The sequence below is a fragment of the Pseudomonas sp. PS01301 genome, from assembly GCF_029960215.1.
In the GTDB taxonomy this organism is placed as follows: Bacteria; Pseudomonadota; Gammaproteobacteria; order Pseudomonadales; family Pseudomonadaceae; genus Aquipseudomonas; species Aquipseudomonas coleopterorum.
The window spans coordinates 1-23,263 of sequence record NZ_JASCPM010000045.1 but is presented as its reverse complement, the minus strand read 5'-3'; the positions used below and the strand labels follow the sequence as shown (position 1 = coordinate 23,263).

Below are 23,263 nucleotides of genomic sequence, written 5' to 3'. Positions count from 1 at the left end.
CTCGCTGAAAAAAGCCGCTGATTATGCCGCAAATCAGGACAGGTTGATCATGTCGCGGATCTTGCTGCCCAGTCGTTCGATGGAAAACGGTTTGGTGATCATGTCCATGCCCTCGGCCAGAAACCCGTAACGCTCGGCGGCCTTTTCCGCGTAGCCGGTGATGAACAGTACCTTCAGTCCAGGCCGCTGCTGGCGCGCAACCTCGGCCAATTGCCGGCCGTTGAGGCCCGGCAGACCCACGTCGGTGACCAGCAGGTCGATGTGCAGGCCTGCTTCGAGCAGCGCCAATGCGGCGCTGGCGTCGGCTGCCGAATGCGCGGCATAGCCCAGTTCGTCCAGCACATCCAGCACCAGCATGCGCACCGCCGGATCGTCTTCGACCACCAGCACGCTTTCCCCGGCCTGGGCCATCGGTGCCACGGCTGGAGTGCGCTGCTCGGCGGTGTCGCCGAACGGTTCGCTGTGGCGCGGCAGATAGAGGCGCACACAGGTGCCCTCGCCAGGCCGGCTCTGTAACGTCACCTGACCGCCCGATTGCTGGGCGAAGCCATAGATCATCGACAGCCCCAAGCCGGTACCTTGGCCGATGGGTTTGGTGGTGAAGAAGGGGTCGAACGCCTTGGCCAGTATCGGTGCACTCATGCCACTGCCATTGTCGCTGACCCGGAACATGACATAGGCGCCCGGCTTGACCGGTTCCAGGGTCGCGCCTTCCGGCGTGGCGTCCAGTTCGCAGTTGGCGGTCTCGATGGTCAGCACGCCGCTCTCGGGCATGGCGTCGCGGGCGTTGATAACCAGATTGAGCAGGGCGTTTTCCAGTTGGCTGGCATCGGTGTTTACCGGCCACACGTCCTCGGCCAATTGCAGGCGCAGTTGCAGGTGCTCGCCCAAGGTGCGGCTGAACAGCTCTTCGAGCGAGTGCACCAGCTCGTTGGGCGCCAGGCGCTTGCGGTCCAGCGACTGGCGTCGCGAAAACGCCAGTAGTCGGTGGGTCAGGCCCGCCGCGCGATGCGCCGAACTGATCGCCGCTTCGCTGAAGCGCTTGATCTCACTGCTGCGCCCGGCGTCGATGTAGCGCTGCATCAGGTCCAGGCTGCCGATGATGCCGGTGAGCATGTTGTTGAAGTCGTGGGCGATACCGCCGGTCAACTGGCCGAGCGCTTCCATCTTCTGCGCATGGCGCAAGGCCTCTTCGGCGCGTTCGCGCTCCTGCATTTCGTTTTGCAGCCGCAGGTTGACCTCGGCGAGGGCCTGAGTGCGCTCGCTGACCCGGGTTTCCAGGTGCTCGTTGAGCTCGCGCAGGGCCTGCTCGACCTGACGGCGATTCTGCACGTCCTCGGTCATGCCGAACCACTGCCGGATCACGCCATCGGCATCGCGCTGGGGCAGTGCGCGGGCATGCATCCAGTGATAGCTGCCGTCGGCCATGCGCAAGCGGTACTCGGCGTCGTAGGGGCGGCCGGTGCTCACTGCCAGTTGCCAGGTGTCCAGGGTCGGCAGGTGGTCATCCGGGTGCATCAGCTGCGCCCAGTCTTCATCCGCCTGCAGGCCGCGGATGCCAGTCAGTTGTCGCCAGCGCTCGGTCTGGCTCTTGCCGTCGGTCCGGCCATTGGCCTCGGCCGTCCAGTGCACGGCGGGTGACAGCTCGATGGCCATGCGAAAATGCGCTTCCCTGTCGCGCAGCTCCTGCTCGGCGCGACGGCCCAGCGCGCTGACTTCACGCCGCTCGTTGGCCTCGATGGCGGTCACCAGAATGCCGGCCACCCGCTCGTTCTCGTCGCGGATCGGGCTGTAGGTGAGGTCCAGCCAGACCTGTTCGGAATCGCCCTCGCGCGGCAGATTGAAGTCCTTTTCGCTGAAAGTGCGCACCTCACCCTGCAACACGGCGGCGTAGATCGGGTCGGTGAATGTCTTGAGTTCCGGCCAGATGCTGTCCACCGGCTGGCCAAGGGCGCGCGGGTGGTTGCTGCCCACCAGCAGAGCGAAGGCGTCGTTGTACAGCTGGCACAGCTGCGTGCCCCACAGCAGCAGCATCGGCATGGGCGAGTGTGTGACGATGTCCACGGCGGTGCGCAGGCTCTGCGGCCAGGCATCGGGGGCGGGCAGGGGGCTGTCGGCCCAGTCCATGCTTGCGATCAATGTCGCGACCTTGCCGCCCACAGGTGAGGCATTCATTGCGTTATCCTTTGATTTACCGCGGCTGCAGATGCAGCCAAGCTATAGCGTACTTACTATCGACGGCCTTCGCAGGACCCCAGCACATGGAAATTCAAGCATTGCTCAAGCTCCTGGCCAGTCAGGACGGCTCCGACCTCTACCTGTCCACCGGTGCGCCGCCCTGTGCCAAGTTCAACGGCGTGCTCAAACCCTTGAGTGCCGAGGCGTTGAAGCCCGGCGACATCGCCGAGATCGCGGCCGGCATCATGGACGCCGAGCAGCGTATCGATTTCGAGCGCGAGCTGGAAATGAATCTGGCGCTGTCGATCCACGGGGTAGGGCGCTTTCGCGTCAACATCTTCAAGCAGCGCAACGAAGTGTCCATTGTCGCACGCAACATCAAGCTCGACATTCCCAGCTTCGAAGACCTCAAGCTGCCGCGCAAGCTGCTCGACGTGATCATGGAAAAACGCGGCCTGGTGCTGTTCGTCGGCGCCACAGGGTCGGGCAAGTCGACGTCGCTGGCAGCGTTGATCGACTACCGCAACCGCAACAGCAGCGGGCATATCATCACCATCGAGGACCCGGTGGAATTCATCCACCGGCACAAGAAATCGATCATCAACCAGCGCGAGGTGGGGGTCGATACGCGCAGCTTCCAGGCGGCCTTGAAGAATACCCTGCGCCAGGCGCCGGACGTCATCCTGATCGGCGAGATCCGCGATCGTGAAACCATGGAGCATGCGCTGGCGTTCGCCGACACCGGTCACCTGGCCATATCCACTCTGCACGCCAATAACGCCAACCAAGCGCTGGACCGCATCATCAACTTCTTCCCCGAAGACCGCCGCCCGCAGTTGCTCAACGACCTGGGCAACAACCTGCAGGCGTTCGTTTCGCAGCGGCTGGTGCGCACCACCGACGGCAAGCGCCGCGCGGCGGTGGAAGTGATGCTGGGCACCCCGACCATCCGCGACTTCATTCACCGCAACGAGTTTTCCGAGCTCAAGGGCATCATGGAGAAATCCGTGAACCTGGGCATGCAGACCTTCGACCATGCACTCTACGAGCTGGCGGTCGAGGGGGCGATCAGCGAGGAAGAGGCGTTGAAGAACGCCGATTCGGTGAACAACCTGCGCCTGCGCTTGAAACTGCAAGGCGAGGAAGGCGTGCAACACACCACCGCACCAGCCCCACCCACACCAGCCCCCGACCGCAAAAGCGCAGATTGGGGCCTGGTGGCAGATGACCCAGAAACCCCGCACTGACTCACCACCGCCCGCATTATCTCAGATACACCGCAGACGCTGTTGATCGAACGCGGACCCCTGTAGCAGCGGCGCAAGCCGCGTCCGGGTCCACCGCGTTCATCCAGGCACACCGCGTATGCCGCCGACGCAGCTCGCGCAGCTGCTACAGGAAATACGCAAGGCCACGGTGTTCCAGATGCACCGCAGACGCTGTTGATCGAACGCGGACCCCTGTAGCAGCGGTGCAAGCCGCGTCCGGGCACACCGCGTTCATCCAGCCACACCGCGTACGCCGCCGACGCAGCTTGCGCAGCTGCTACAGAAAATACGCAAGGCCACGGTGTTCCAGATGCACCGCAGACGCTGTTGATCGAACGCGGACCCCTGTAGCAGCGGCGCAAGCCGCGTCCGGGCACACCGCGTTCATCCAGGCACACCGCGTACGCCGCCGACGCAGCTCGCGCAGCTGCTACAGGTGGATTTCCACTGCCAAGGGCAAATGGTCCGATAGGTGCGTCCACGGCTTGTTGCCCAGGATGATCGGCCCATGGCTGGTCGCGTTTCTGACGTAAATCCGGTCCAGGCGCAGCAGCGGGAACCGCGCGGGGTAGGTCTTGGCCAACTGCCCGTTGTGCCGCTCGAACGCTTCGTGCAGGTCCTGGCGCTTGGCCAGCGTCGCGTTGCCGCGCAGCTGCCAATCGTTGAAATCCCCGGCGATGATCACTGGCGCATCTTCAGGCAATGAATCGAGCAGTTGACCCAACAGCTTCAATTGCAGCTGCCGATGACTTTCCAGCAACGACAGGTGCACGCAGATCGCATGCACCTCATCATGCCCCGGCACCTGCAGAACGCAGTGCAGCAAGCCGCGGCGCTCGGGCCCGGTGATCGAGATGTCGAGGTTGGTATAACGCAGGATCGGGTACTTGGACAGCACCGCATTGCCATGATGGCCGTCCGGATACACCGCGTTGCGCCCGTAGGCGAAATCACTCCACATGCTGTCGGCGAGAAACTCGTACTGCGACATCTGTGGCCAGTTGGAGAACTTCGACGCATGGCCATCGTGGCCGCCCAGCACTTCCTGCAGGAACACCAGATCGGCGCTGGTGCTGCGCACCGCCTCGCGCAACTCGGGCAGGATGAAACGGCGATTGAAGGCGGTGAAACCCTTGTGGGTGTTCACCGTCAGCACCCGCAGGCGATGCACTTCACGAGGCTGGTCCGACGTTTGCGGGCCGAGGGGGTCGCTGGGGGGAGCGATGGTCACAGAAGCTCCTTGCACATGAGAATGTCCTTACTCCGACTTTGCCGGCACTGGGCGGTTCCCCGCCTCATTGCGCGAGCCAGCCACCGTCGATGTTCCACGCCGCGCCACGCACCTGGCTACCGGCTTCGCTGCACAGGAACAGGACCAACTCGCCCAGATGCTCGGGGGTGACGAATTCCAGCGACGGCTGCTTTTCAGCCAGCAGTTCGCGCTGGGCGGCCGCCGGGTCACCGCCCTTGGCCGCGCGGTCGTCGATCTGCTTCTGCACCAGTGGGGTCAGGACAAAGCCGGGACAGATGGCATTGCAAGTAATCTGCGTGGTGGCCGTTTCCAGGCCCACCACCTTGGTCAGACCGATCACCCCATGCTTGGCCGCCACATACGCCGACTTGCCGACCGACCCGACCTGGCCATGCACCGAGGCGATATTGACGATCCGCCCCCAGCCTTTGTCGCGCATGCCCGGCAGCGCCAGACGGATGCCGTGAAACACCGAAGACAGGTTGATCGCGATGATCGCGTCCCAGCGCTCCACCGGGAAGGCCTCGACCGCTTCCACGTGCTGGATGCCGGCGTTGTTGACCAGAATGTCGACACCGCCAAGGCTCGCTCGGACGTACTCGAACAGCTCGGCCAATTGCGCTGGATCGCTGACATCAGCGCCATGGTGCGCAACCTGGGTGCCGTGCCGGCGGACTTCGGCCAGGGCCGCCGTCGGGTCGCCGAAGCCGTTGAGCACGACGTTCGCGCCGTGGGCGGCCAGCACCGAGGCAATGCCCAAGCCGATGCCGCTGGTGGAACCGGTAACCAAAGCCGTCTTGCCGTGGAGTGCCATGTGCAGTGTCCTTATGGTTGTTATGCACGCTATACCAGGCTACACCATCGCTGCCTGCAGCAGCTCCTGGGTGTAGGGGTGCTGTGGGTCGCTGAACAGCTGATCGGTGGGGCCATGCTCCACCACCTTGCCATCCTTGACCACGATCACATCATGGGCCAGCGCCCGCACCACCGCCAGGTCGTGGCTGATGAACAGATAGGTCAGGCCATGGCGCTCCTGCAACTGCTGCAGCAACTGCACCACCTGCTTCTGCACCGTGCGATCGAGGGCCGAGGTCGGTTCGTCCAGCAGCATCAAGGCCGGGCGCAGTACCAGCGCGCGGGCGATGGCGATGCGCTGACGCTGGCCGCCGGAGAACTCGTGGGGGTAGCGGTGCCGCGCCTCGGGGTCCAGGCCCACCTCGCGCAGCACCTGGATCACCTGTTCATCGCACGCGCGGGCGTTGGCGCCGCTGTGCACTTCCAGACCTTCACTGATGATCTGCGCCACCGACATGCGCGGGCTGAGGCTGCCGAACGGATCCTGAAACACCACCTGCATCTGCTTGCGCCACGGCCGCATCTGCTTCTGGTCCAGGCCATCGAGCGCCTGGCCCTGGAAACGAATACCCCCTTGCGAATCGACCAGGCGCAGGATCGCCTGACCCAGCGTCGACTTGCCCGAGCCGGACTCGCCGACGATGCCCAGGGTCTTGCCTTGCTGCACGCTCAGGCTGATGCCATCCACCGCCTTGACGAACTCGCGTGGCTTGCGGAACAGCCCGCCGTTCAACGGGTACCACACCTTCAACTGCTCGACCTGCAAAAGCTCGGGCCGAGCCTCGTGGGACAGCGCCACGCCAGCGGGTTCGGCATCCAGCAGCAGTTGGCTGTAGGGGTGCTGCGGTGCGCTGAACAGCTGTTCGCACGGCGCCTGCTCGACGATTTCCCCGGCGCGCATCACGCACACGTGCTGGGCGATGCTGCGCACCAGATTGAGGTCGTGGCTGATCAACAGCAGCGACATGCCCAGGCGCTCCTGCAACGACTTGAGCAGCAGCAGGATGCGCCGCTGCACCGTGACGTCGAGTGCGGTGGTGGGCTCATCGGCGATCAGCAACTGCGGTTCGCAGGCCAATGCCATGGCGATCATCACGCGCTGGCGCTGGCCACCGGACAACTGGTGCGGGTAGGCTTTCAAGCGCTTTTGCGGCTCCTGGATGCCTACCATCTGCAGCAACTCCAGAATGCGCGCCTCGGCCTGCTTGCCGCCCATGCCCTTGTGCACCAGCAGGGTTTCACCGATCTGCTTCTGCACCGTGTGCAAAGGGTTCAGCGAGGTCATGGGCTCCTGAAAGATCATGGCGATGCGATCGCCGCGCATGCGGCGCAAGATGGCCGCATCGGCGCCCAGCAGTTCCTGACCCTGGTAGCGGACACTGCCGCTGCTCTGGCAGCCGCTCGCTGGCAGCAGTTGCAGGATGGAGTGGGCGGTCACCGACTTGCCCGAACCCGACTCGCCGACCAGCGCCACGCACTGGCCAGCAGGAATGTCGAAACCGACATCCTTGACCACCGCCTGGCCGTTGAAGGCCACGGTGAGGTGGCGGATTTCGATGAGGTTTTCAGCGGTCATAGGCAGTGGCCTTTTGGGGTGACGGTACTGGCCTCTTCGCGGGCACAGCCCGCTCCCACTGATTCAGCTCCCACCACGCCCTTGTGGGAGCGGGCTCTGCCCGCGAAGAGGCCCCCAAACCCACCACAAAACCCCACCTCAAGCACGCGGATCAAACGCATCGCGCAGCCCCTCTCCAATGAACACCAGCAGCGACAGTATCAGCGCCAGCGTGAAAAACGCCGTGAAGCCCAGCCATGGCGCCTGCAGGTTCTGCTTGCCCTGCGCGATCAACTCGCCCAGCGAAGCACTGCCGGCCGGCATGCCGAAGCCCAGGAAATCCAGCGCCGTGAGGGTCGAGATCGCCCCGGTCAGAATGAACGGCAGAAAGCTCAAGGTCGCGTTCATGGCATTGGGCAGGATGTGCCGCAGGATGATCTTGCGGTCCGACAAACCCAGCGCCCGTGCGGCCTTCACGTATTCCAGATTGCGCCCGCGCAGGAACTCGGCACGCACCACGTCCACCAGCGCCAGCCAGGAAAACAGCGCCATGATGCCCAGCAGCCACCAGAAATTGGGCTCCACGAACCCCGACAGAATGATCAGCAGGTAAAGCACCGGCAGCCCCGACCAGACCTCCAGCAGGCGCTGGCCGAACAAATCCACCCAACCCCCGTAGTAGCCCTGCAACGCTCCAGCAGCGATGCCGATCAGCGAGCTGATCAAGGTCAGCGCCAGGGCGAACAGAATCGACACCCGCGCACCGAAGATCACCCGTGCCAGCACGTCGCGGGACTGATCGTCGGTCCCCAACCAGTTGGTCGTCGAGGGCGGGCTGGGGGCAGGCTGGGTCAGGTCGTAGTTGGGCGTGTCGGCGCTGAACGGGATCGGCGGAAACAGCATCCAGCCGCCACGCGAGGCGATCAACTGGCGCACGTAGTCACTGCGGTAGTCGGCCTGGAACGGCAACTGCCCGCCGAACTCCTGCTCGGTGTGGCGCTTGAACACCGGGAAGTACAACTCGCCGTCGTACTTGAGCACCAGCGGCTTGTCATTGGCGACCAGTTCGCCGCCCAGGGTCAGGGCGAACAGGGCCAGGAACAGCCACAGCGACCACCAGCCACGGCGGTTCTGCTTGAAGCGGTCCAGGCGACGACGGGCCAGGGGCGACAGACGCATCAGGCATTCCTCGCGCTGAAGTCGATGCGTGGATCGACCAGGGTGTAGCACAGGTCGCCGATCAGTTTGATCAGCAGCCCCAGCAGGGTAAAGATGAACAGCGAGCCGAACACCACCGGATAGTCCCGCGACACTGCCGCTTCATAGCTCAGGCGGCCCAGGCCGTCGAGGGAGAAGATCACCTCGATCAGCAACGATCCGGCGAAGAACACGCTGATGAACGCCTGCGGCAGACCGGCCACCACCAACAGCATGGCATTGCGAAACACATGGCCGTACAGCACCCGTCGCTCGCTCAGGCCCTTGGCCCGCGCCGTCACCACGTACTGTCGGGTGATCTCGTTGAGAAACGAGTTCTTGGTGAGGATGGTCAGGGTGGCGAAACCGCCGATCACCAGCGAGGTCACCGGCAGCACCAGGTGCCAGAAGTAGTCGGCGATCTTGCCCAGCAGGCTGAGCTCGGCGAAGTTGTCCGAGACCAGCCCCCGCACCGGAAACCAGTTCAACGAGGTGCCGCCGGCGAACACCACGATCAGCAGCATGGCGAACAGGAATGCCGGCATGGCGTAGCCGATGATGATCAGGCTGCTGCTCCACACATCGAAGCGGCTGCCATGGTGTACCGCCTTGCGGATGCCCAGTGGAATCGACACCAGGTAGGTGATCAGCGTCGCCCAGAACCCCAGCGAGAGGGTCACCGGCATCTTGTCCAGAATCAGGTCGGTGACCTTGGCACCACGAAAGAAACTGCTGCCGAAATCCAGCACCGCGTAGCTCTTGATCATCAGCCACAGGCGTTCATGGGCCGGTTTGTCGAAACCGTACTGGCGCTCGATGTCCTTGATCAGCTTGGGGTCCAGGCCACGGCTGGCGCGCGAACCGCCTTGCAAGGTATCGCCTCCACCGCCGGTGACGCTGCCGCCGCCCACACCCTGCAAGCGCGCGATGGCCTGTTCCACCGGGCCGCCCGGCGCAGCCTGGACGATGACGAAGTTGACCAGCAGAATCGCCAGCAGGGTCGGCACGATCAGCAAAAGGCGACGTAATGTGTAACCCAGCATCAGTGAGTCTTCCCTGTCAGGCGGTCACGCATCTGTTCGGTGGTCAGCGCCGTGGGGCTGACCTCCCACCAGGTTTCGATCGCCGGGTCATTGGGCGCCGGGGAGGCGGGCATGCCGAAGCGGTTCCACCACACCGTCGAAGTGCCTGGCGGGTAGTAGTTGGGCACCCAGTAGTAGTTCCACTGCAGGACCCGGTCCAGGGCGTGGGCGTAGTCGCGCATCTGCGTCTGCGTGCTGGCTGCGCCCAGGCCGTTGATCAGCGCGTCCACGGCCGGATCCTTGAGCACCATCAGGTTGTTGGAACCCGGGTCGGTGGCCACGCTGGAACCGAAGAAACCATACAGCTCGATACCCGGCGTCGGGGTCACCGGATAGCCGGTGATGATCATGTCGTAGTCGCGGGCCATCAGCCGGTTGACGTATTGCGACGAATCGATGCGGCGGATCTCCATGGTGATGCCGATCTGCGCCAGGTTGCGCTTCCACGGCAGCAGCAGGCGCTCCAGGCCGTTCTGGGCGTTGAGGAAGGTGAAGCTTAGCGGTTTGCCTTCGGCATTCACCAAACGGTCGCCGTCGGCATGCCAACCGGCCAGCTGGAGCAGCCGCAGCGCCTGCAACTGCTTGTCGCGGATCAGCCCGGAACCGTCGCTGACCGGGGCATGAAACACCTGGGTGAACACTTCATCCGGCACCTGGCCGCGCAGTTTGTCCAGAATTTTCAGTTCGCCGTCGCTGGGCAGTTCCCGAGCGGCCAGCGGGCTGTTGGAGAAGAAGCTCTGCTGGCGGATGTACATGCCGCGCATCATCTGCCGATTGCTCCATTCGAAATCCCAGAGCATGGCCAGCGCCTGGCGCACGCGTCGGTCCTGAAACACAGGCCGTTGCAGGTTGAACACGAAGCCCTGGGCCGGTTGCAGGCCCTGCTTGGCCAGGTGCGCGCGCTGCAGGCGGCCATCGTCGAGCGCCGGGCCGTTGTAGCCGATGGTGTAGGCCGTCGCCGAAAACTCGCGGTTGTAGTCGTAACCGCCGCCACGCAGTACCTGGCGGGCGACGTCGGTGTCGCCGAAGTACTCGATGCTGAAATGGTCGAAGTTGTACATGCCGCGCGCTTCGGGCAGGTCCTTGCCCCACCAGTCGGGATTGCGCTTGAAGGTGATGCTGCGGCCGTTGTCGATTTTCTCGATCGAATAGGGGCCGCTGCCCAGTGGCGCCTCGAAACCGCCGCCGTTGGCGAAGTCGCGGGTCTTCCACCAATGCTCGGGCAGCACCGGCAGGGTGGCCAGGTCCAGCGGCAGGGTACGGCTTTCGGCATTCTTGAAATTGAAACGCACCTGTCGCAGACCCTCGACCTGCACATCGGCGACGTTGGCGAATTGAGTCCGATAGCCCAGGCTGCCTTCGCGCATGAGCAGCTCGAAGGTGTAGCGCACGTCCTCGGCGGTGATCGGCTGACCGTCGGCGAACACGGCCTTGGGGTTGAGGTAGAAACGCAGCCACAGGCCGTCATCGCCGCGCTCCATGCGCTCGGCCACCAATCCATAGACGGTGTAGGGCTCGTCCAGCGAGCGCACGGCCAGGGGCGAGTAGAGCAGGCCGTCGACCTGGCTGACACCGATGCCCTTGTCGATGTACGGCAGGATATGGTCGTACTGGCCGATCTCGATAGCCGAACGGCGCAGGCTGCCGCCCTTGGGCGCGTCGGGGTTCACGTAGTCGAAATGCTGGAAGTCGGCGGGGTAGCGCGGTGCTTCGCCGTAGACGGTCAGCGCATGCTGCGCTGCGGCCTGGGCGTGGGCCGCCGTGGTGAACAGGGCACAAAGAACGAAAGAGAGGAAAACTGCGCGCATTGTCTGCCTGGGTCGAAAAGCGAAGGGTGCAGCCTAACATCATGGCCCGGTGGTATTGCAAACGCAGAACGGCCCGCGATAGACGGGCCGTTCGGGGGTAACGCAGACCGCGGACGAATCAGTCCTGACGGCTGGTGACTTCCAGCAGGTGGTAACCGAACTGGGTCTTCACCGGGCCTTGCACGACGTTGATCGGCGCGCTGAACACGACGGTGTCGAATTCCTTGACCATCTGGCCTGGACCGAACGAACCCAGGTCGCCGCCTTGACGGCTGGATGGGCAGGTGGAATTGGCCTTGGCGATTTCCGCGAAATCGGCGCCGCCTTCGATCTGGGCCTTGAGGTCGTTGCACTTGGCTTCGTCGGCAACCAGGATGTGGCGGGCAGTGGCTTTAGCCATGATGATTCTCCTTTCTGAAAAAGTGGGCAGGGTACCCGATTGAGGGGCGGTTTTCCTGCAAAAGTTCCATACGAATCTGTACGCCGGGTCAGTCGCGGTTGTGCACCCGACGGCCAGCGGCGTAGGTCTGCAAGACCGCGCGGTCGTCGCCCAGGGTCATCAGTACGAACAGTACTTCTTCGAAGGTCTTGGCTTGCGCGATGCGGTAGCTGAGCAACGGCGTGGCATGGTAGTCGAGCACCACGAAGTCGGCATCGGTGCCCGGCTGCAGCGTGCCGACGCGGTCCTCCAGGCGCAGCGCGCGGGCGCCGCCCAGGGTCGCCAGGTACAGTGACTTGAACGGGTTGAGCTTCTCACCCTGCAACTGCATGACCTTGTAGGCCTCGTTCAGGGTATGCAACAGCGAGAAGCTGGTGCCAGCGCCGACGTCGGTGCCCAGGCCAACGTTGACCTTGAAGCGCTCCGCCTGGGGCAGGTTGAACAGGCCGCTGCCCAGGAACAGGTTGGAGGTGGGGCAGAAGGCGATGGCCGAGCCGGTTTCGGCCAGGCGCGCGCACTCGGCGTCGCACAGGTGCACGCCGTGGGCCAGCACCGAGCGCTCGCCGAGCAGCTGGTAATGGTCGTACACGTCCAGGTAGTTGCTGCGCTCGGGGAACAGCGCCTTGACCCATTCGATTTCCTGAAGGTTCTCGCTCAGGTGGGTCTGCAGGTAGACGTCCGGGTACTCGCGCAGCAGCTGTCCGGCCAGGGTCAGCTGGGCCTCGCTGCTGGTCGGCGCGAAGCGCGGCGTCACCGCGTAGTGCAGGCGGCCCTTGCCGTGCCAGCGCTCGATCAGCGCCTTGCTCTGGGCATAGCTGCTCTGGGCGGTGTCGGTGAGGTAGTCCGGCGCATTGCGGTCCATCATCACCTTGCCGGCGATCAGGCGCAGGTCCAGGGCCTGGGCGGCCTCGAACAGGGCGTCGACCGATTCGGGGTGGACGCTGCCGAACACCAGCGCGGTGGTGGTGCCGTTGCGCAGCAGTTCCTTGAGGAAGATCTGGGCGACACCGTCGGCATGTGCCTTGTCGGCGAACTGGCCTTCACAGGGGAAGGTGTACTCGTTCAGCCAGTCCAGCAGTTGCTCGCCATAGGAGCCAACCATGCCGGTCTGGGGGAAGTGGATGTGGGTGTCGATGAAGCCGGGAGTGATCAAGGCATCGGGGTAATGGGTCACCTCGACGTCGTCTGCCAGCGTCGGCAGCACCTCGCTGGCGGCGCCCAACGCACTGATCCGCCCGTCCTCGACCACCAGCACGCCATCGGCGAAGTATTCGTAGGAGGCCTGGACACCGACCAGGGCAGGGTCGTCGAGGCTGTGCAGGATCGCGGCGCGATAGGCTTTGCGGGTAAGGCTCATGGTGCATCTCTCAAGGGAACGGGGCTGCGGCGCGAGCGCGGCAGCAGTTGGGCGACCCCCGGCGAGCTGGCTGTCCCCGGCTCGGCGCGGGCGCCAAAGTGCGCATTGTAGGTGGCGATGATCTCGGCGGCGATGGAAACGGCGATTTCCATGGGCAGCTTGCCCTTCACCGCTGCCAGGCCCATGGGGCAGCGCATGCGCTGCACCACGGCGGGCGCGATGCCGCGGTCGCGCAGGCGGTGCTCGAATCGCGCGCGCTTGGTGGCGGAGCCGATCAGGCCGAACCAGGTGAAGTCGTTGCGCTCCAGGATGGCTCGGGTCAGTTCCAGATCCAGCGAGTGGTCATGGGTCATGACGATGCAATAGCTGCCCACCGGCAGGCTCGCGACTTCGTCCACCGGCTCGTCGGTGATCACCTGGCAGACACCGTCGGGCAGGCTCGCCGGAAACTCCTCGGGCCGCGAGTCGACCCAGCGCACCCGGCACGGCAGGCTCGCCAGCAGCGGCACCAGCGCACGGCCGACATGGCCGGCACCGAACACCACCACCTGCGCCTGGGTTTGCGCCACCGGCTCGAACAGCAGCACCGTGGCACCGCCGCAGCATTGCCCCAGGCTGGCGCCCAGGCTGAAACGCTCCAGGCGTGTGGCGCGGGTGCCTTCGGCCAGCATTTCGTGGGCGATGTGCAGCGCCTTGTATTCCAGGTGACCGCCGCCAATGGTGTCGAACAGCGCCGTGGCGCTGACCACCATCTTCGCCCCGGCATTGCGCGGCGTGGAGCCTTTCTCTTCGATGATGGTCACCAGCACGCAGGCTTCGCCACGGGCCTGGTGTTCGGCCAGGGCACCGATCCAGTCAGTCATGAGACACGCTCCCCGACGCCGCCTGGCGCATCCGCTCGCAGCCCCACAGCACCCGCTCCGGCGTGGCCGGGGCATCGATGCTGGGTTGCAGCCGGTAGTCACCCAGGCTGGCCACGGCATCCTTGATCGCGCACCAGGCAGCGATACCCAGCATGAACGGCGGTTCGCCCACGGCTTTGGAATGGAACACGGTGTCTTCCGGGTTCTTGCGGTTTTCCACCAGCTGCACGCGCAGGTCCTGGGGCATGTCGGCCACCGCCGGAATCTTGTACGACGCCGGGCCGCTGGTCAGCAGCTTGCCCTGATCGCTCCACACCAGCTCCTCGCAGGTCAGCCAGCCCACGCCCTGGAGGAAACCGCCTTCCACCTGACCCAGGTCGATGGCCGGGTTCAGCGAGGCGCCAACGTCGTGGAGGATGTCGGTGCGCAACAGCTTGTACTCGCCGGTCAGGGTGTCGATCAGCACTTCGCAGCAGGCCGCGCCATAGGCGAAATAGTAGAACGGCCGGCCACGGGCCAGGCTGCGGTCGTAATGAATCTTCGGCGTCTTGTAGTAGCCGGTGCTGGACAGCGACACCTGGCCCATCCACGCCTGCTGCACCAGGCTCTGGAACGTCAGCAGCTGGTCGCGCACGCGCACGTGGCCGTTGCTGAACTCCACGTCTTCTTCACTGACTCGGTAGTGCCGCGCGGCGAACTCGACCAGCCGCTGCTTGAGAGTCAGCGCCGCGTTCTGCGCCGCCTTGCCGTTCAGGTCGGCACCGCTGGACGCCGCAGTGGGCGAGGTATTGGGCACCTTGTCGGTGTTGGTGGCGGTGATCTGGATACGCGCGATGTCGACCTGGAACACTTCGGCCACCACCTGCGCGACCTTGACGTTCAGGCCCTGGCCCATCTCGGTGCCGCCGTGGTTCAGGTGAATGCTGCCGTCGGTGTAGATATGGATCAGCGCGCCGGCCTGGTTGAGAAAGCTGGCCGTGAACGAGATACCGAACTTGACCGGGGTCAGCGCCAGGCCCTTCTTCAACACCGGGCTGTCGGCGTTGAACGCGCGGATCGCCTCGCGGCGCTGTTCGTAGTCGCAGCTGGTTTCGAGTTCGGCGGTGATCTCTTCGAGCAGGTTGTGCTCCACCGTCTGGTAGTAATGGGTGACATTGCGCTCGGTCTTGCCGTAGTAGTTGGCCTTGCGCACCGCCAGCGGGTCGAGGGCCAGATGGCGCGCGATGCGGTCCATCACTTCCTCGATGGCCACCATGCCCTGGGGGCCGCCAAAGCCGCGGTAGGCGGTGTTGGACGCGGTGTGTGTCTTGCAGCGGTGGCCATTGATGGTGGCATCGCCCAGGTAATAGGCGTTGTCGGCATGGAACATCGCCCGGTCGACGATCGACGCCGACAGATCGGGTGAGTAGCCGCAGTTGCCGGCCAGGTCCAGATCGATCCCGTGCAGCCGCCCATTGTCGTCGAAGCCCACGTCGTACTCGATGTAGAAGGGGTGGCGCTTGCCGGTCATGAGCATGTCTTCGACCCGCGGCAGGCGCATCTTGGTCGGCTGCCCGGTCAGGTGCGCCACCACCGCGCACAGGCAGGCCGGGCTGGCGGCCTGGGTTTCCTTGCCGCCGAAGCCGCCGCCCATGCGCCGCATGTCCACCACCACCTGGCTCATGGGCACGTTCAGCACCTCGGCCACCAGTTTCTGCACCTCGGTCGGGTTCTGCGTCGAGCAGTAGACGATCATCCCGCCGTCCTCGGTGGGCATCACCGAGCTGATCTGGGTTTCCAGGTAGAAATGTTCCTGGCCGCCGATGTGCAGGCTGCCTTGCAGGCGATGCGGTGCGCTGGCCAATGCCGCAGCCGAGTCACCGCGCTGGTGGGTGTGGCTGTCGAGCACGAAATGCTGCTGGCGCAGCGCCTGGACCACGTCCAGCACCGGCGGCAGGTCCTCGTATTCGATCACGGCAGCCATCGCTGCGCGGCGGGCGCTGTCCAGGTCGCGGGCGGCCACGGCCAGCACCGGCTGGCCGACGAACTCGACCTTGTCGATCGCCAGCAGCGGGTCGCCCGGCAGCAGCGGACCGATGTCCTTGAGGCCCGGAATGTCATCGTGGGTGATCGCCAGGCGCACACCAGGGATGTCGTAGCAGGCCGACGTGTCGATGCGCAGGATGCGCGCATGGGCCCGGTCGGAAAGACGGGCATACACGTGCAGCTGATTGGGAAATTCCAGGCGGTCGTCGATGTACACCGCCTCACCGGTGACGTGCTTGTCGGCGCTGTCGTGCTTGATGCCCCGGCCAACGCCGGTGGTCAGGCCCTGGGCGAACAGTTCAGCCATACGTGCCTGGCTGTCGGGCTCTTGATGTTCAGACATGGGCGATCACCCGCGTTTGGAGGTGGGGCGACTGCAATTCGATGAAGCACTTGCGCAGCAGGTTTTGTGCGGTCAGCAAGCGGTACTGCTTGCTCGCGCGAAAATCCGACAGCGGTGTGAAGTCATCGGCCAGGGCGGCGCAAGCGGCCTCGACATTCGCCTGTGTCCAGGGTTTGCCGAGCAACGCGGCCTCGCAAGCAGCGGCGCGCTTGGGAATGGCCGCCATCCCGCCGTAGGCGATGCGCACATCATGAACGCGGCCGTCTTCAATCAGCAGGTCGAACGCGGCGCAGACCGCGGAAATGTCATCGTCCAGCCGTTTGGAGACCTTGTAGGCGCGAAACACGCGGCGAGCGTCGGCGCGGGGCACGATGACCTTTTCGATGAACTCGCCGTCTTCGCGGGCGGTGACCCGGTAGTCGATGAAGTAGTCCTGCAAGGGCAGGGTGCGGCTGCGTTCGCCCTTGCGCAGCACCAGTTGAGCGCCCAGGGCCAGCAGCAGGGGCGGGCTGTCGCCGATCGGCGAGGCATTGCCGATGTTGCCGCCCAGGGTGGCCTGGTTGCGAATCTGCAACGAAGCGAAGCGGTGCAACAGATGGCCGAAATCCGCGTACTCGTTCGCCAAGGCCTGATAGCAATCGGTCAGCGGCGTGGCTGCGCCGATCTCCAGGCGGTCGTCGAAAGTCTCGATGCGCTTCATCTCGGCCACATGGCCCACGTAGATCATCACCGGCAGGACCCGATGCGCCTGGGTCACCTCCAGTGCCAGGTCGGTGCCGCCGGCCAGCAGCCGCGCCTCGGGCTGCTCGCTGTACAACTCGGCCAGATCGGCCACGGTCAAGGGCACCAGGCAACGGTTGTTGCCACTCTGGAGCTCGTCGGTCTGCGCCGGCGCGATGGTTTTCAATCGAGCGACGGTCTGCGCCTGCTGGCGGTCGAACTGATCGGGCAAGGTAGGTCCGCCGCAGGCCTGGGCTGCGGCGTCGAGAATCGGGCGGTAGCCGGTGCAGCGGCAGAGATTGCCGGACAAAGCCTCGCAGGCTTGCTCGCGATTGGCCTGCGGCTGGTTCTTCTGCAAGGCGAACAGCGACATGACGAAACCTGGGGTGCAAAACCCGCACTGCGAGCCGTGGCAGTCGACCATGGCCTGCTGCACGCTGTGCAGGCGACCCTGATGCTTGAGGTCCTCGACGCTGAGCAGTTGCTTGCCGTGCAGGCTGGAAACGAACGTCAGGCAGCCGTTGCTGCTGCGATAACGAATGTGTGATTGACCCTGGTCTTCGACCAGCTCGCCGATCACCACGGTGCACGCACCGCAATCGCCGCTGGCACAGCCCTCTTTGGTGCCTGGACGCGCCAAATCGGTGCGCAGGTACTCGAGCACGGTCAGATTCGGGTCCAGGGCATGCTCGGTGTGCAGCGTTTGATTCAAAAGGAACTGGATCACGGATGGCCTCACGACACCTGATTCTTGGGTCTGCCTCAAGCAGAATCTATGCGGCGGCCGGGGAGCGGTCAACGATTAGTTGACCTGCGGGTCAGGAAGTTGAGCGAGCCCGTTTCCTGCACCCCGGCAGTCATGCCCTTTGCCAAGCCACATCCGTGCCAACCTGCCGCCTTTGCCCGGCAATTGGGGTACACTGCGCGCCATGCTGCGATCACAGACAGCCGATCACCGATTCCCGATTGTCGAAGGAAAACCATGACGTTCAAGGCGCCGGACAGCCTCGCCGAGCAAATTGCCCATCATCTGGCCGAGCGCATCATCAGTGGTGAGCTCAAGCCGGCCGAGCGCATCCAGGAACTCAAGGTCACCCAGGCGCTGAACGTCAGCCGTGGCTCGGTGCGCGAGGCCCTGCTGATTCTGGAACGGCGTCATCTGGTCGACATACTGCCGCGGCGCGGCGCCCAGGTCAGTGAACTCAGCGAGCACAAGGTGCGCAGCCTGTGCGCCCTGATGGGCGAGATGTACATCATGCTCGGCGAGGCCGTGGCCCAGCGCTGGCAGAGCGAAGCCGACCTGGCGCCGTTTCTGGTCATCCAGCGGCGGCTGCACACCAGCTTCGAGCGCCAGGACATCAACGCCTTCGTCGAGGACAGCTTCAACGTCATGCGCGCCGCCTATCCCTTCGCCAACAACCCGTACCTGCAAGAAACCGTCGAGAACCTGCAACCGGCCATGAACCGCACCTACTACCTGGCGCTGGAGCAACGCAAGGCGTCGATGAGCGAATACCTGGCTTTGTTCGGGCGCTTGCTGGAAGCGGTGTCCGCGCGCGACCTGCCGCTCATCCGCAAGGTGCTGGGCGAATACTGCCAACGCAGCTGCGAACTGGTGCTCAGCGCCTTGGCGGCCCGCTGAGCATGCGCCTCAAGTGCATTCGTCTGGCCGGGTTCAAGTCGTTCGTCGACCCCACCACGGTCAATTTCCCCAGCAACATGGCCGCCGTGGTCGGGCCCAATGGCTGCGGCAAGTCCAATATCATCGACGCCGTGCGCTGGGTCATGGGCGAAAGCTCGGCGAAGAACCTGCGCGGCGAGTCGATGACCGACGTCATCTTCAACGGCTCCACCAGCCGCAAGCCGGTCAGCCAGGCCAGCATCGAACTGGTGTTCGACAACAGTGACAGCACCCTCGTCGGCGAGTACGCCGCCTACGCGGAAATCTCGATCCGCCGCAAGGTCACCCGCGAGAGCCAGAACACCTATTACCTCAATGGCACCAAGTGCCGTCGGCGCGACATCACCGACATCTTCCTCGGCACCGGCCTGGGCCCGCGCAGCTACTCGATCATCGAGCAGGGCATGATCTCCAAGCTCATCGAGGCCAAGCCCGAAGACCTGCGCAATTTTATCGAAGAGGCCGCGGGCATCTCCAAGTACAAGGAGCGCCGTCGTGAAACCGAGAGCCGCATTCGTCGTACCCACGAGAACCTGGCGCGCCTGACTGACTTGCGCGAGGAGCTGGAACGCCAGCTCGAACGCCTGCACCGCCAGGCCCAGGCCGCGGAGAAATACCAGCAGTACAAGGCCGAGGAGCGCCAGCTCAAGGCACAGCTGTCCGCCTTGCGCTGGCAGACCCTGAACGAGCAGGTCGGCCAGCGCGAAGCGGTCATCGCCGATCAGGAAGTGGCCTTCGAGGCGCTGGTCGCCGAGCAGCGCAACGCCGATGCCAGCATCGAGCGCCTGCGCGATGGTCATCACGAGCTGTCTGAGCGGTTCAATACGGTGCAGGGACGCTTCTATTCGGTAGGCGGCGACATCGCCCGGGTCGAGCAGAACATCCAGCACGGCCAGCAGCGTCTGCGCCAATTGCAGGACGACTTCAAGGAAGCCGAGCGCGCGCGCCTGGAAACCGAATCGCACCTGGGCCACGACCGCACACTGCTGGCCACCTTGGGCGAGGAGCTGGAAATGCTCGAGCCTGAACAGGCCATCAGTACTGAAGCCGCCGAGGAGGCCGCCGCAGCCCTGGAAGAAGCGGAGACCCGCATGCACGGCTGGCAGGAACAGTGGGATCGGTTCAACACACGCTCCGCCGAGCCGCGGCGCCAAGCCGAAGTCCAGCAGGCGCGCATTGCCCAGCTGGAACAGTCGATGCAGCGCCTGGCCGAGCGGCAGCGGCGCCACAACGAGGAGCGCGAGCTGCTGGCGGCCGATCCTGAGGATGCCGCCATCCTCGAGCTGGACGAACAACTGGCCAGCAGCGAAATGCTCATCGAAGAGTGGACCGCGCAGGAACAGCAGCAGGCCGAGCAGTTGGAAACCACCCGTCAGCAACTGCAAGAGGCCACCCAGGCCCAACAGCAGGCTCAGGGCGAGTTGCAGCGACTCAATGGCCGTCTGGCCTCCCTGGAAGCGCTGCAGCAGGCCGCACTGGACCCGGGCACGGGAACCGCGCAGTGGCTGGACCACCAGGGCCTCGCCCAGCATCCCCGTCTGGCCGAAGGCCTGCGGGTCGATGCGGGTTGGGAACTGGCCGTGGAAACCGTTCTGGGCGCCGACCTGCAAGCGGTGCTGGTCGATGATCTGGCGGGGCTGGACCTGGCCGGCTTCGATCAGGGCGAGCTGCGTCTGGTCAGCCCTGCGAAGGGCGCTCCAGCCTCGGCAGACAGCCTGCTGCACAAGGTCCACAGCGATGTCGACCTCAGCCCTTGGCTGGCCGGGGTGCGCGGCGTCGCTGACCTCGACACTGCGCTAACCTTGCGCAGCCAGTTGGCCGAAGGCGAGAGCCTGGTCAGCCGGGACGGCTACTGGCTGGGACGGCATTTCCTGCGGGTCAGCCGTGGCAACGACGCCAGTCGCGGCGTCTTGGCTCGGGGCCAGGAGTTGCAAGCCCTTCAGGCGGACGTGCAGACCCACGAGGCGACGCTGGCGCACTGGCAGGAACAATTGCTCACCTGCCGCGAGCAGCAGCAAGCCCAGGAACAACTGCGCGAGCAGTTGCGTCGGCGCATCCAGGATGAAAACCGCCAGCAGGGCGAGCTCAAGGCCAAGCTCTCGGCCAGCCGGGCCAAGGCCGAGCAACTGTCGCTGCGCCGCCGCCGGCTCGACGAAGAGTTGAGCGAACTGTCCGAGCAGCGCGCGTTGGAGCATGAGCAGGTCGGCGAATCGCGCCTGCAGTTGCAGGACGCGCTCGACGCCATGGCCAGCGACACCGAACAGCGTGAACGATTGATGGTGCAGCGCGACGAGCTGCGCGAGGGCCTGGAGCGCATTCGCCAGGACGCGCGTCAGCACAAGGACCGGGCTCACCAGTTGGCGGTCCGCCTGGGCTCGCTGCGCGCCCAGCACGATTCCACGCGCCAGGCACTGGAACGCCTGCAACTGCAGGCCGAACGCCTGACGGAAAAGCGTGAACAACTGACCCTGGGCCTGGAGGAGGGCGAAGCGCCCCTCGAAGAGCTGCGCCTAAGCCTGGAAGGTTTGCTCGAACAACGCATGGCCGTGGACGATGAAATGCGCCACGCGCGACTGGCTCTGGACGACGCCGACCGTGACCTGCGCGAGGTCGAAAAGCGCCGTACCCAGGCCGAGCAGCAGAGCCAGCTGTTGCGCGGCCAGCTGGAACAGCACCGCCTGGAATGGCAAGGGCTGAGCGTGCGCCGCAAGACCCTGCAGGAACAACTGCACGCCGACGGCTACGACCTTCACGGCGTGCTTGCCACCCTCGACGTGCTGACCAGCGAACAGGAGGCCGAGGAAGAACTGCAGCGCATCGATGGCCGCATCCAGCGCCTGGGCGCGATCAACCTGGCCGCCATCGACGAGTACCAACAGCAATCCGAACGCAAACGCTACCTCGACGCCCAGGATGCCGACCTGGCCGAAGCGCTGGACACGCTGGAAAACGTCATCCGCAAGATCGACAAGGAAACCCGCAGCCGTTTCAAGGACACTTTCGACCAGATCAACGCCGGTTTGCAGGCTCTTTTTCCAAAAGTTTTCGGTGGCGGCAGTGCTTATCTGGAACTGACGGGCGAAGATTTACTCGATACAGGGGTAACGATCATGGCGCGTCCGCCCGGCAAGAAGAACAGCACCATTCATTTGCTCTCCGGTGGAGAGAAAGCCCTGACCGCACTGGCCCTGGTTTTCGCCATCTTCAAATTGAATCCGGCACCGTTCTGCATGCTCGACGAAGTCGATGCACCGTTGGACGATGCCAACGTCGGTCGTTACGCGCGGTTGGTGAAAGAGATGTCGCAGACGGTGCAATTCATCTATATCACCCACAACAAGATCGCCATGGAAATGGCCGATCAATTGATGGGGGTGACCATGCATGAACCGGGCTGTTCGCGTCTGGTGGCGGTAGATGTGGAGGAGGCCCTGGCCATGGTCGAGGCCTGAAAAACCCTCAAACCGACGTTAAAATCGAGCCATGTGCGACAGACGGTGTAAAGTTGTTTCTGGTCGTGCTAGTTTTACCGCATCGTATTTACGCGTGGAGAAAACGCCTGTCAGAACATAGAGTTGGCGCCACGTCTTAAAGAGGGTTCAAGCCCTTTATTTTTCAGCATTTTTATTAGAGGCACGGGATTACATGGAAATCGGTCTGCGCGAGTGGCTGATCCTCATCGGCATCATTGTCATTGCCGGTATTCTTTTCGATGGTTGGCGCCGGATGCGCGGTGGCAAGGGCAAACTCAAGTTTCGTCTGGATCGCAACCTTTCCAACCTGCCCGACGAAGACACCGGCGCCGAAGTGCTGGGTCCGCCCCGGGTGCTGGACGATCACAAGGAGCCGCAACTGGACGAGCATGACCTGCCGTCCATGAGCGCCCAACGCGACGGCGGCAGCAAGCGCGCCAAGCGCGAGCCCGTGGCTGATCATGCCGACTTGAACCTGGCCGTGGAGCCGGACGAAATCAAGGAGCCTCGCGAGCCGCGTCCACCCAAACCCCCACGCGAGCCCAAGCCGGCCAAGCCGCAGCCGCCGATGAAAGCCGCGCGTGACAGCAACGAAGAGTTCGCCAGCGATGCCAAAGGCTTCTCCAGCACCGGTGCTCCGGCTGTGGAGAAGGATCTGCCACCGGTCGAAGAAGTGCTGGTCATCAGCGTGATTTCCCGCAGCGAAAGCGGCTTCCGTGGCCCGGCGCTGCTGCAGAACATTCTGGAGAGCGGTCTGCGTTTCGGCGAGATGGACATCTTCCACCGTCACGAAAGCATGGCGGGCAATGGCGAGATCCTGTTTTCCATGGCCAACGCGGTCAAGCCGGGTATTTTCGATCTGGACGACATCGACCACTTCAGTACCCGTGCCGTGAGCTTCTTCCTCGGCCTGCCCGGCCCGCGTCATCCCAAGCAGGCCTTCGATGTCATGGTGGCCGCAGCCCGCAAGCTCGCCCACGAACTGGACGGCGAACTCAAGGATGACCAGCGCAGCGTGCTGACCGCGCAGACCATCGAGCATTATCGCCAGCGCATCGTCGAATTCGAACGCCGCGCCTTGACCCACAAGCGCTAGGCTACAAACCGCGGCGCTCCCTTCGCGGGCAGAGCCCGCTCCCACAGACATCGCGCTCCCATCTGTGGGAG

General features: G+C 64.3%; 16 protein-coding genes. 4 read left to right on the top strand and 12 right to left on the bottom strand.

Annotation, left to right across the window (positions count from 1 at the left end; translation table 11 throughout):
- Positions 1-33: 33 nt before the first annotated feature.
- A complete protein-coding gene (locus tag QMX89_RS19060; protein WP_282349413.1) occupies positions 34-2,175 on the bottom strand; it encodes an ATP-binding protein in 2,142 nt (713 codons plus the stop codon).
- An 86-nt stretch (positions 2,176-2,261) separates the two neighbouring features.
- On the opposite strand from QMX89_RS19060, the gene QMX89_RS19055 reads away from it, so the two are divergent.
- The gene (locus QMX89_RS19055) at positions 2,262-3,425 is read left to right on the top strand and encodes a PilT/PilU family type 4a pilus ATPase (RefSeq protein ID WP_049859379.1); all 1,164 of its coding nucleotides are present in this window, start codon (positions 2,262-2,264) and stop codon (positions 3,423-3,425) included.
- A gap of 451 nt (positions 3,426-3,876) precedes the next feature.
- Here the strand turns inward: QMX89_RS19055 and QMX89_RS19050 are convergent, their stop codons facing one another.
- The 11 genes from QMX89_RS19050 to xdhA all read right to left on the bottom strand — a co-directional run bounded on the left by QMX89_RS19050 (position 3,877) and on the right by xdhA (position 17,669).
- Positions 3,877-4,677, bottom strand: a complete 801-nt coding sequence (locus tag QMX89_RS19050; RefSeq protein WP_134721912.1) for an endonuclease/exonuclease/phosphatase family protein — start codon at positions 4,675-4,677, stop codon at positions 3,877-3,879.
- Between the two features lie 64 nt (positions 4,678-4,741).
- The gene (locus QMX89_RS19045; protein ID WP_056842907.1) at positions 4,742-5,512 is read right to left on the bottom strand and encodes a 3-hydroxybutyrate dehydrogenase; all 771 of its coding nucleotides are present in this window, start codon (positions 5,510-5,512) and stop codon (positions 4,742-4,744) included.
- Between the two features lie 39 nt (positions 5,513-5,551).
- Positions 5,552-7,129 carry an ABC transporter ATP-binding protein gene (locus QMX89_RS19040; protein ID WP_282349409.1) on the bottom strand — a complete coding sequence of 526 codons (1,578 nt, stop codon included), beginning with the start codon at positions 7,127-7,129 and terminating at the stop codon, positions 5,552-5,554.
- 138 nt (positions 7,130-7,267) lie between these two features.
- A complete protein-coding gene (locus QMX89_RS19035) occupies positions 7,268-8,290 on the bottom strand; it encodes an ABC transporter permease (RefSeq protein WP_049859808.1) in 1,023 nt (340 codons plus the stop codon).
- Entirely contained in the window at positions 8,287-9,348 is a 1,062-nt protein-coding gene (gene yejB, locus QMX89_RS19030; protein WP_282349408.1) for a microcin C ABC transporter permease YejB, read from the bottom strand. The genes QMX89_RS19035 and yejB overlap by 4 nt, the downstream gene beginning before the upstream one ends.
- The gene (locus tag QMX89_RS19025; protein ID WP_282349407.1) at positions 9,348-11,195 is read right to left on the bottom strand and encodes an extracellular solute-binding protein; all 1,848 of its coding nucleotides are present in this window, start codon (positions 11,193-11,195) and stop codon (positions 9,348-9,350) included. Before QMX89_RS19025 ends, yejB begins: the two co-directional genes overlap by 1 nt.
- A 118-nt stretch (positions 11,196-11,313) precedes the next feature.
- Positions 11,314-11,595 carry a peptidylprolyl isomerase gene (locus QMX89_RS19020; protein ID WP_043189047.1) on the bottom strand — a complete coding sequence of 94 codons (282 nt, stop codon included), beginning with the start codon at positions 11,593-11,595 and terminating at the stop codon, positions 11,314-11,316.
- A gap of 88 nt (positions 11,596-11,683) precedes the next feature.
- Complete coding sequence (gene guaD, locus QMX89_RS19015) at positions 11,684-12,991, bottom strand: guanine deaminase (protein ID WP_282349404.1); 1,308 nt, start codon at positions 12,989-12,991, stop codon at positions 11,684-11,686.
- A complete protein-coding gene (gene xdhC, locus QMX89_RS19010; protein WP_282349403.1) occupies positions 12,988-13,854 on the bottom strand; it encodes a xanthine dehydrogenase accessory protein XdhC in 867 nt (288 codons plus the stop codon). The genes guaD and xdhC overlap by 4 nt, the downstream gene beginning before the upstream one ends.
- The gene (gene xdhB, locus QMX89_RS19005; protein WP_282349402.1) at positions 13,847-16,222 is read right to left on the bottom strand and encodes a xanthine dehydrogenase molybdopterin binding subunit; all 2,376 of its coding nucleotides are present in this window, start codon (positions 16,220-16,222) and stop codon (positions 13,847-13,849) included. Before xdhB ends, xdhC begins: the two co-directional genes overlap by 8 nt.
- On the bottom strand, positions 16,215-17,669 hold the full coding sequence (xdhA, locus tag QMX89_RS19000; protein WP_282349401.1) for a xanthine dehydrogenase small subunit: 1,455 nt from the start codon (positions 17,667-17,669) through the stop codon (positions 16,215-16,217). Before xdhA ends, xdhB begins: the two co-directional genes overlap by 8 nt.
- Positions 17,670-17,924: 255 nt before the next feature.
- Between xdhA and QMX89_RS18995 the strand changes: the two genes are divergently transcribed.
- From QMX89_RS18995 to zipA, 3 genes are all read left to right on the top strand, one after another.
- Positions 17,925-18,584 carry a GntR family transcriptional regulator gene (locus tag QMX89_RS18995; RefSeq protein ID WP_090358607.1) on the top strand — a complete coding sequence of 220 codons (660 nt, stop codon included), beginning with the start codon at positions 17,925-17,927 and terminating at the stop codon, positions 18,582-18,584.
- A gap of 2 nt (positions 18,585-18,586) precedes the next feature.
- Positions 18,587-22,075, top strand: coding sequence for a chromosome segregation protein SMC (gene smc, locus QMX89_RS18990; protein WP_282349400.1), 3,489 nt, complete (start codon positions 18,587-18,589; stop codon positions 22,073-22,075).
- Positions 22,076-22,268: 193 nt separating this feature from the next.
- A complete protein-coding gene (gene zipA / locus QMX89_RS18985; RefSeq protein WP_192067198.1) occupies positions 22,269-23,192 on the top strand; it encodes a cell division protein ZipA in 924 nt (307 codons plus the stop codon).
- Positions 23,193-23,263 lie beyond the last annotated feature (71 nt).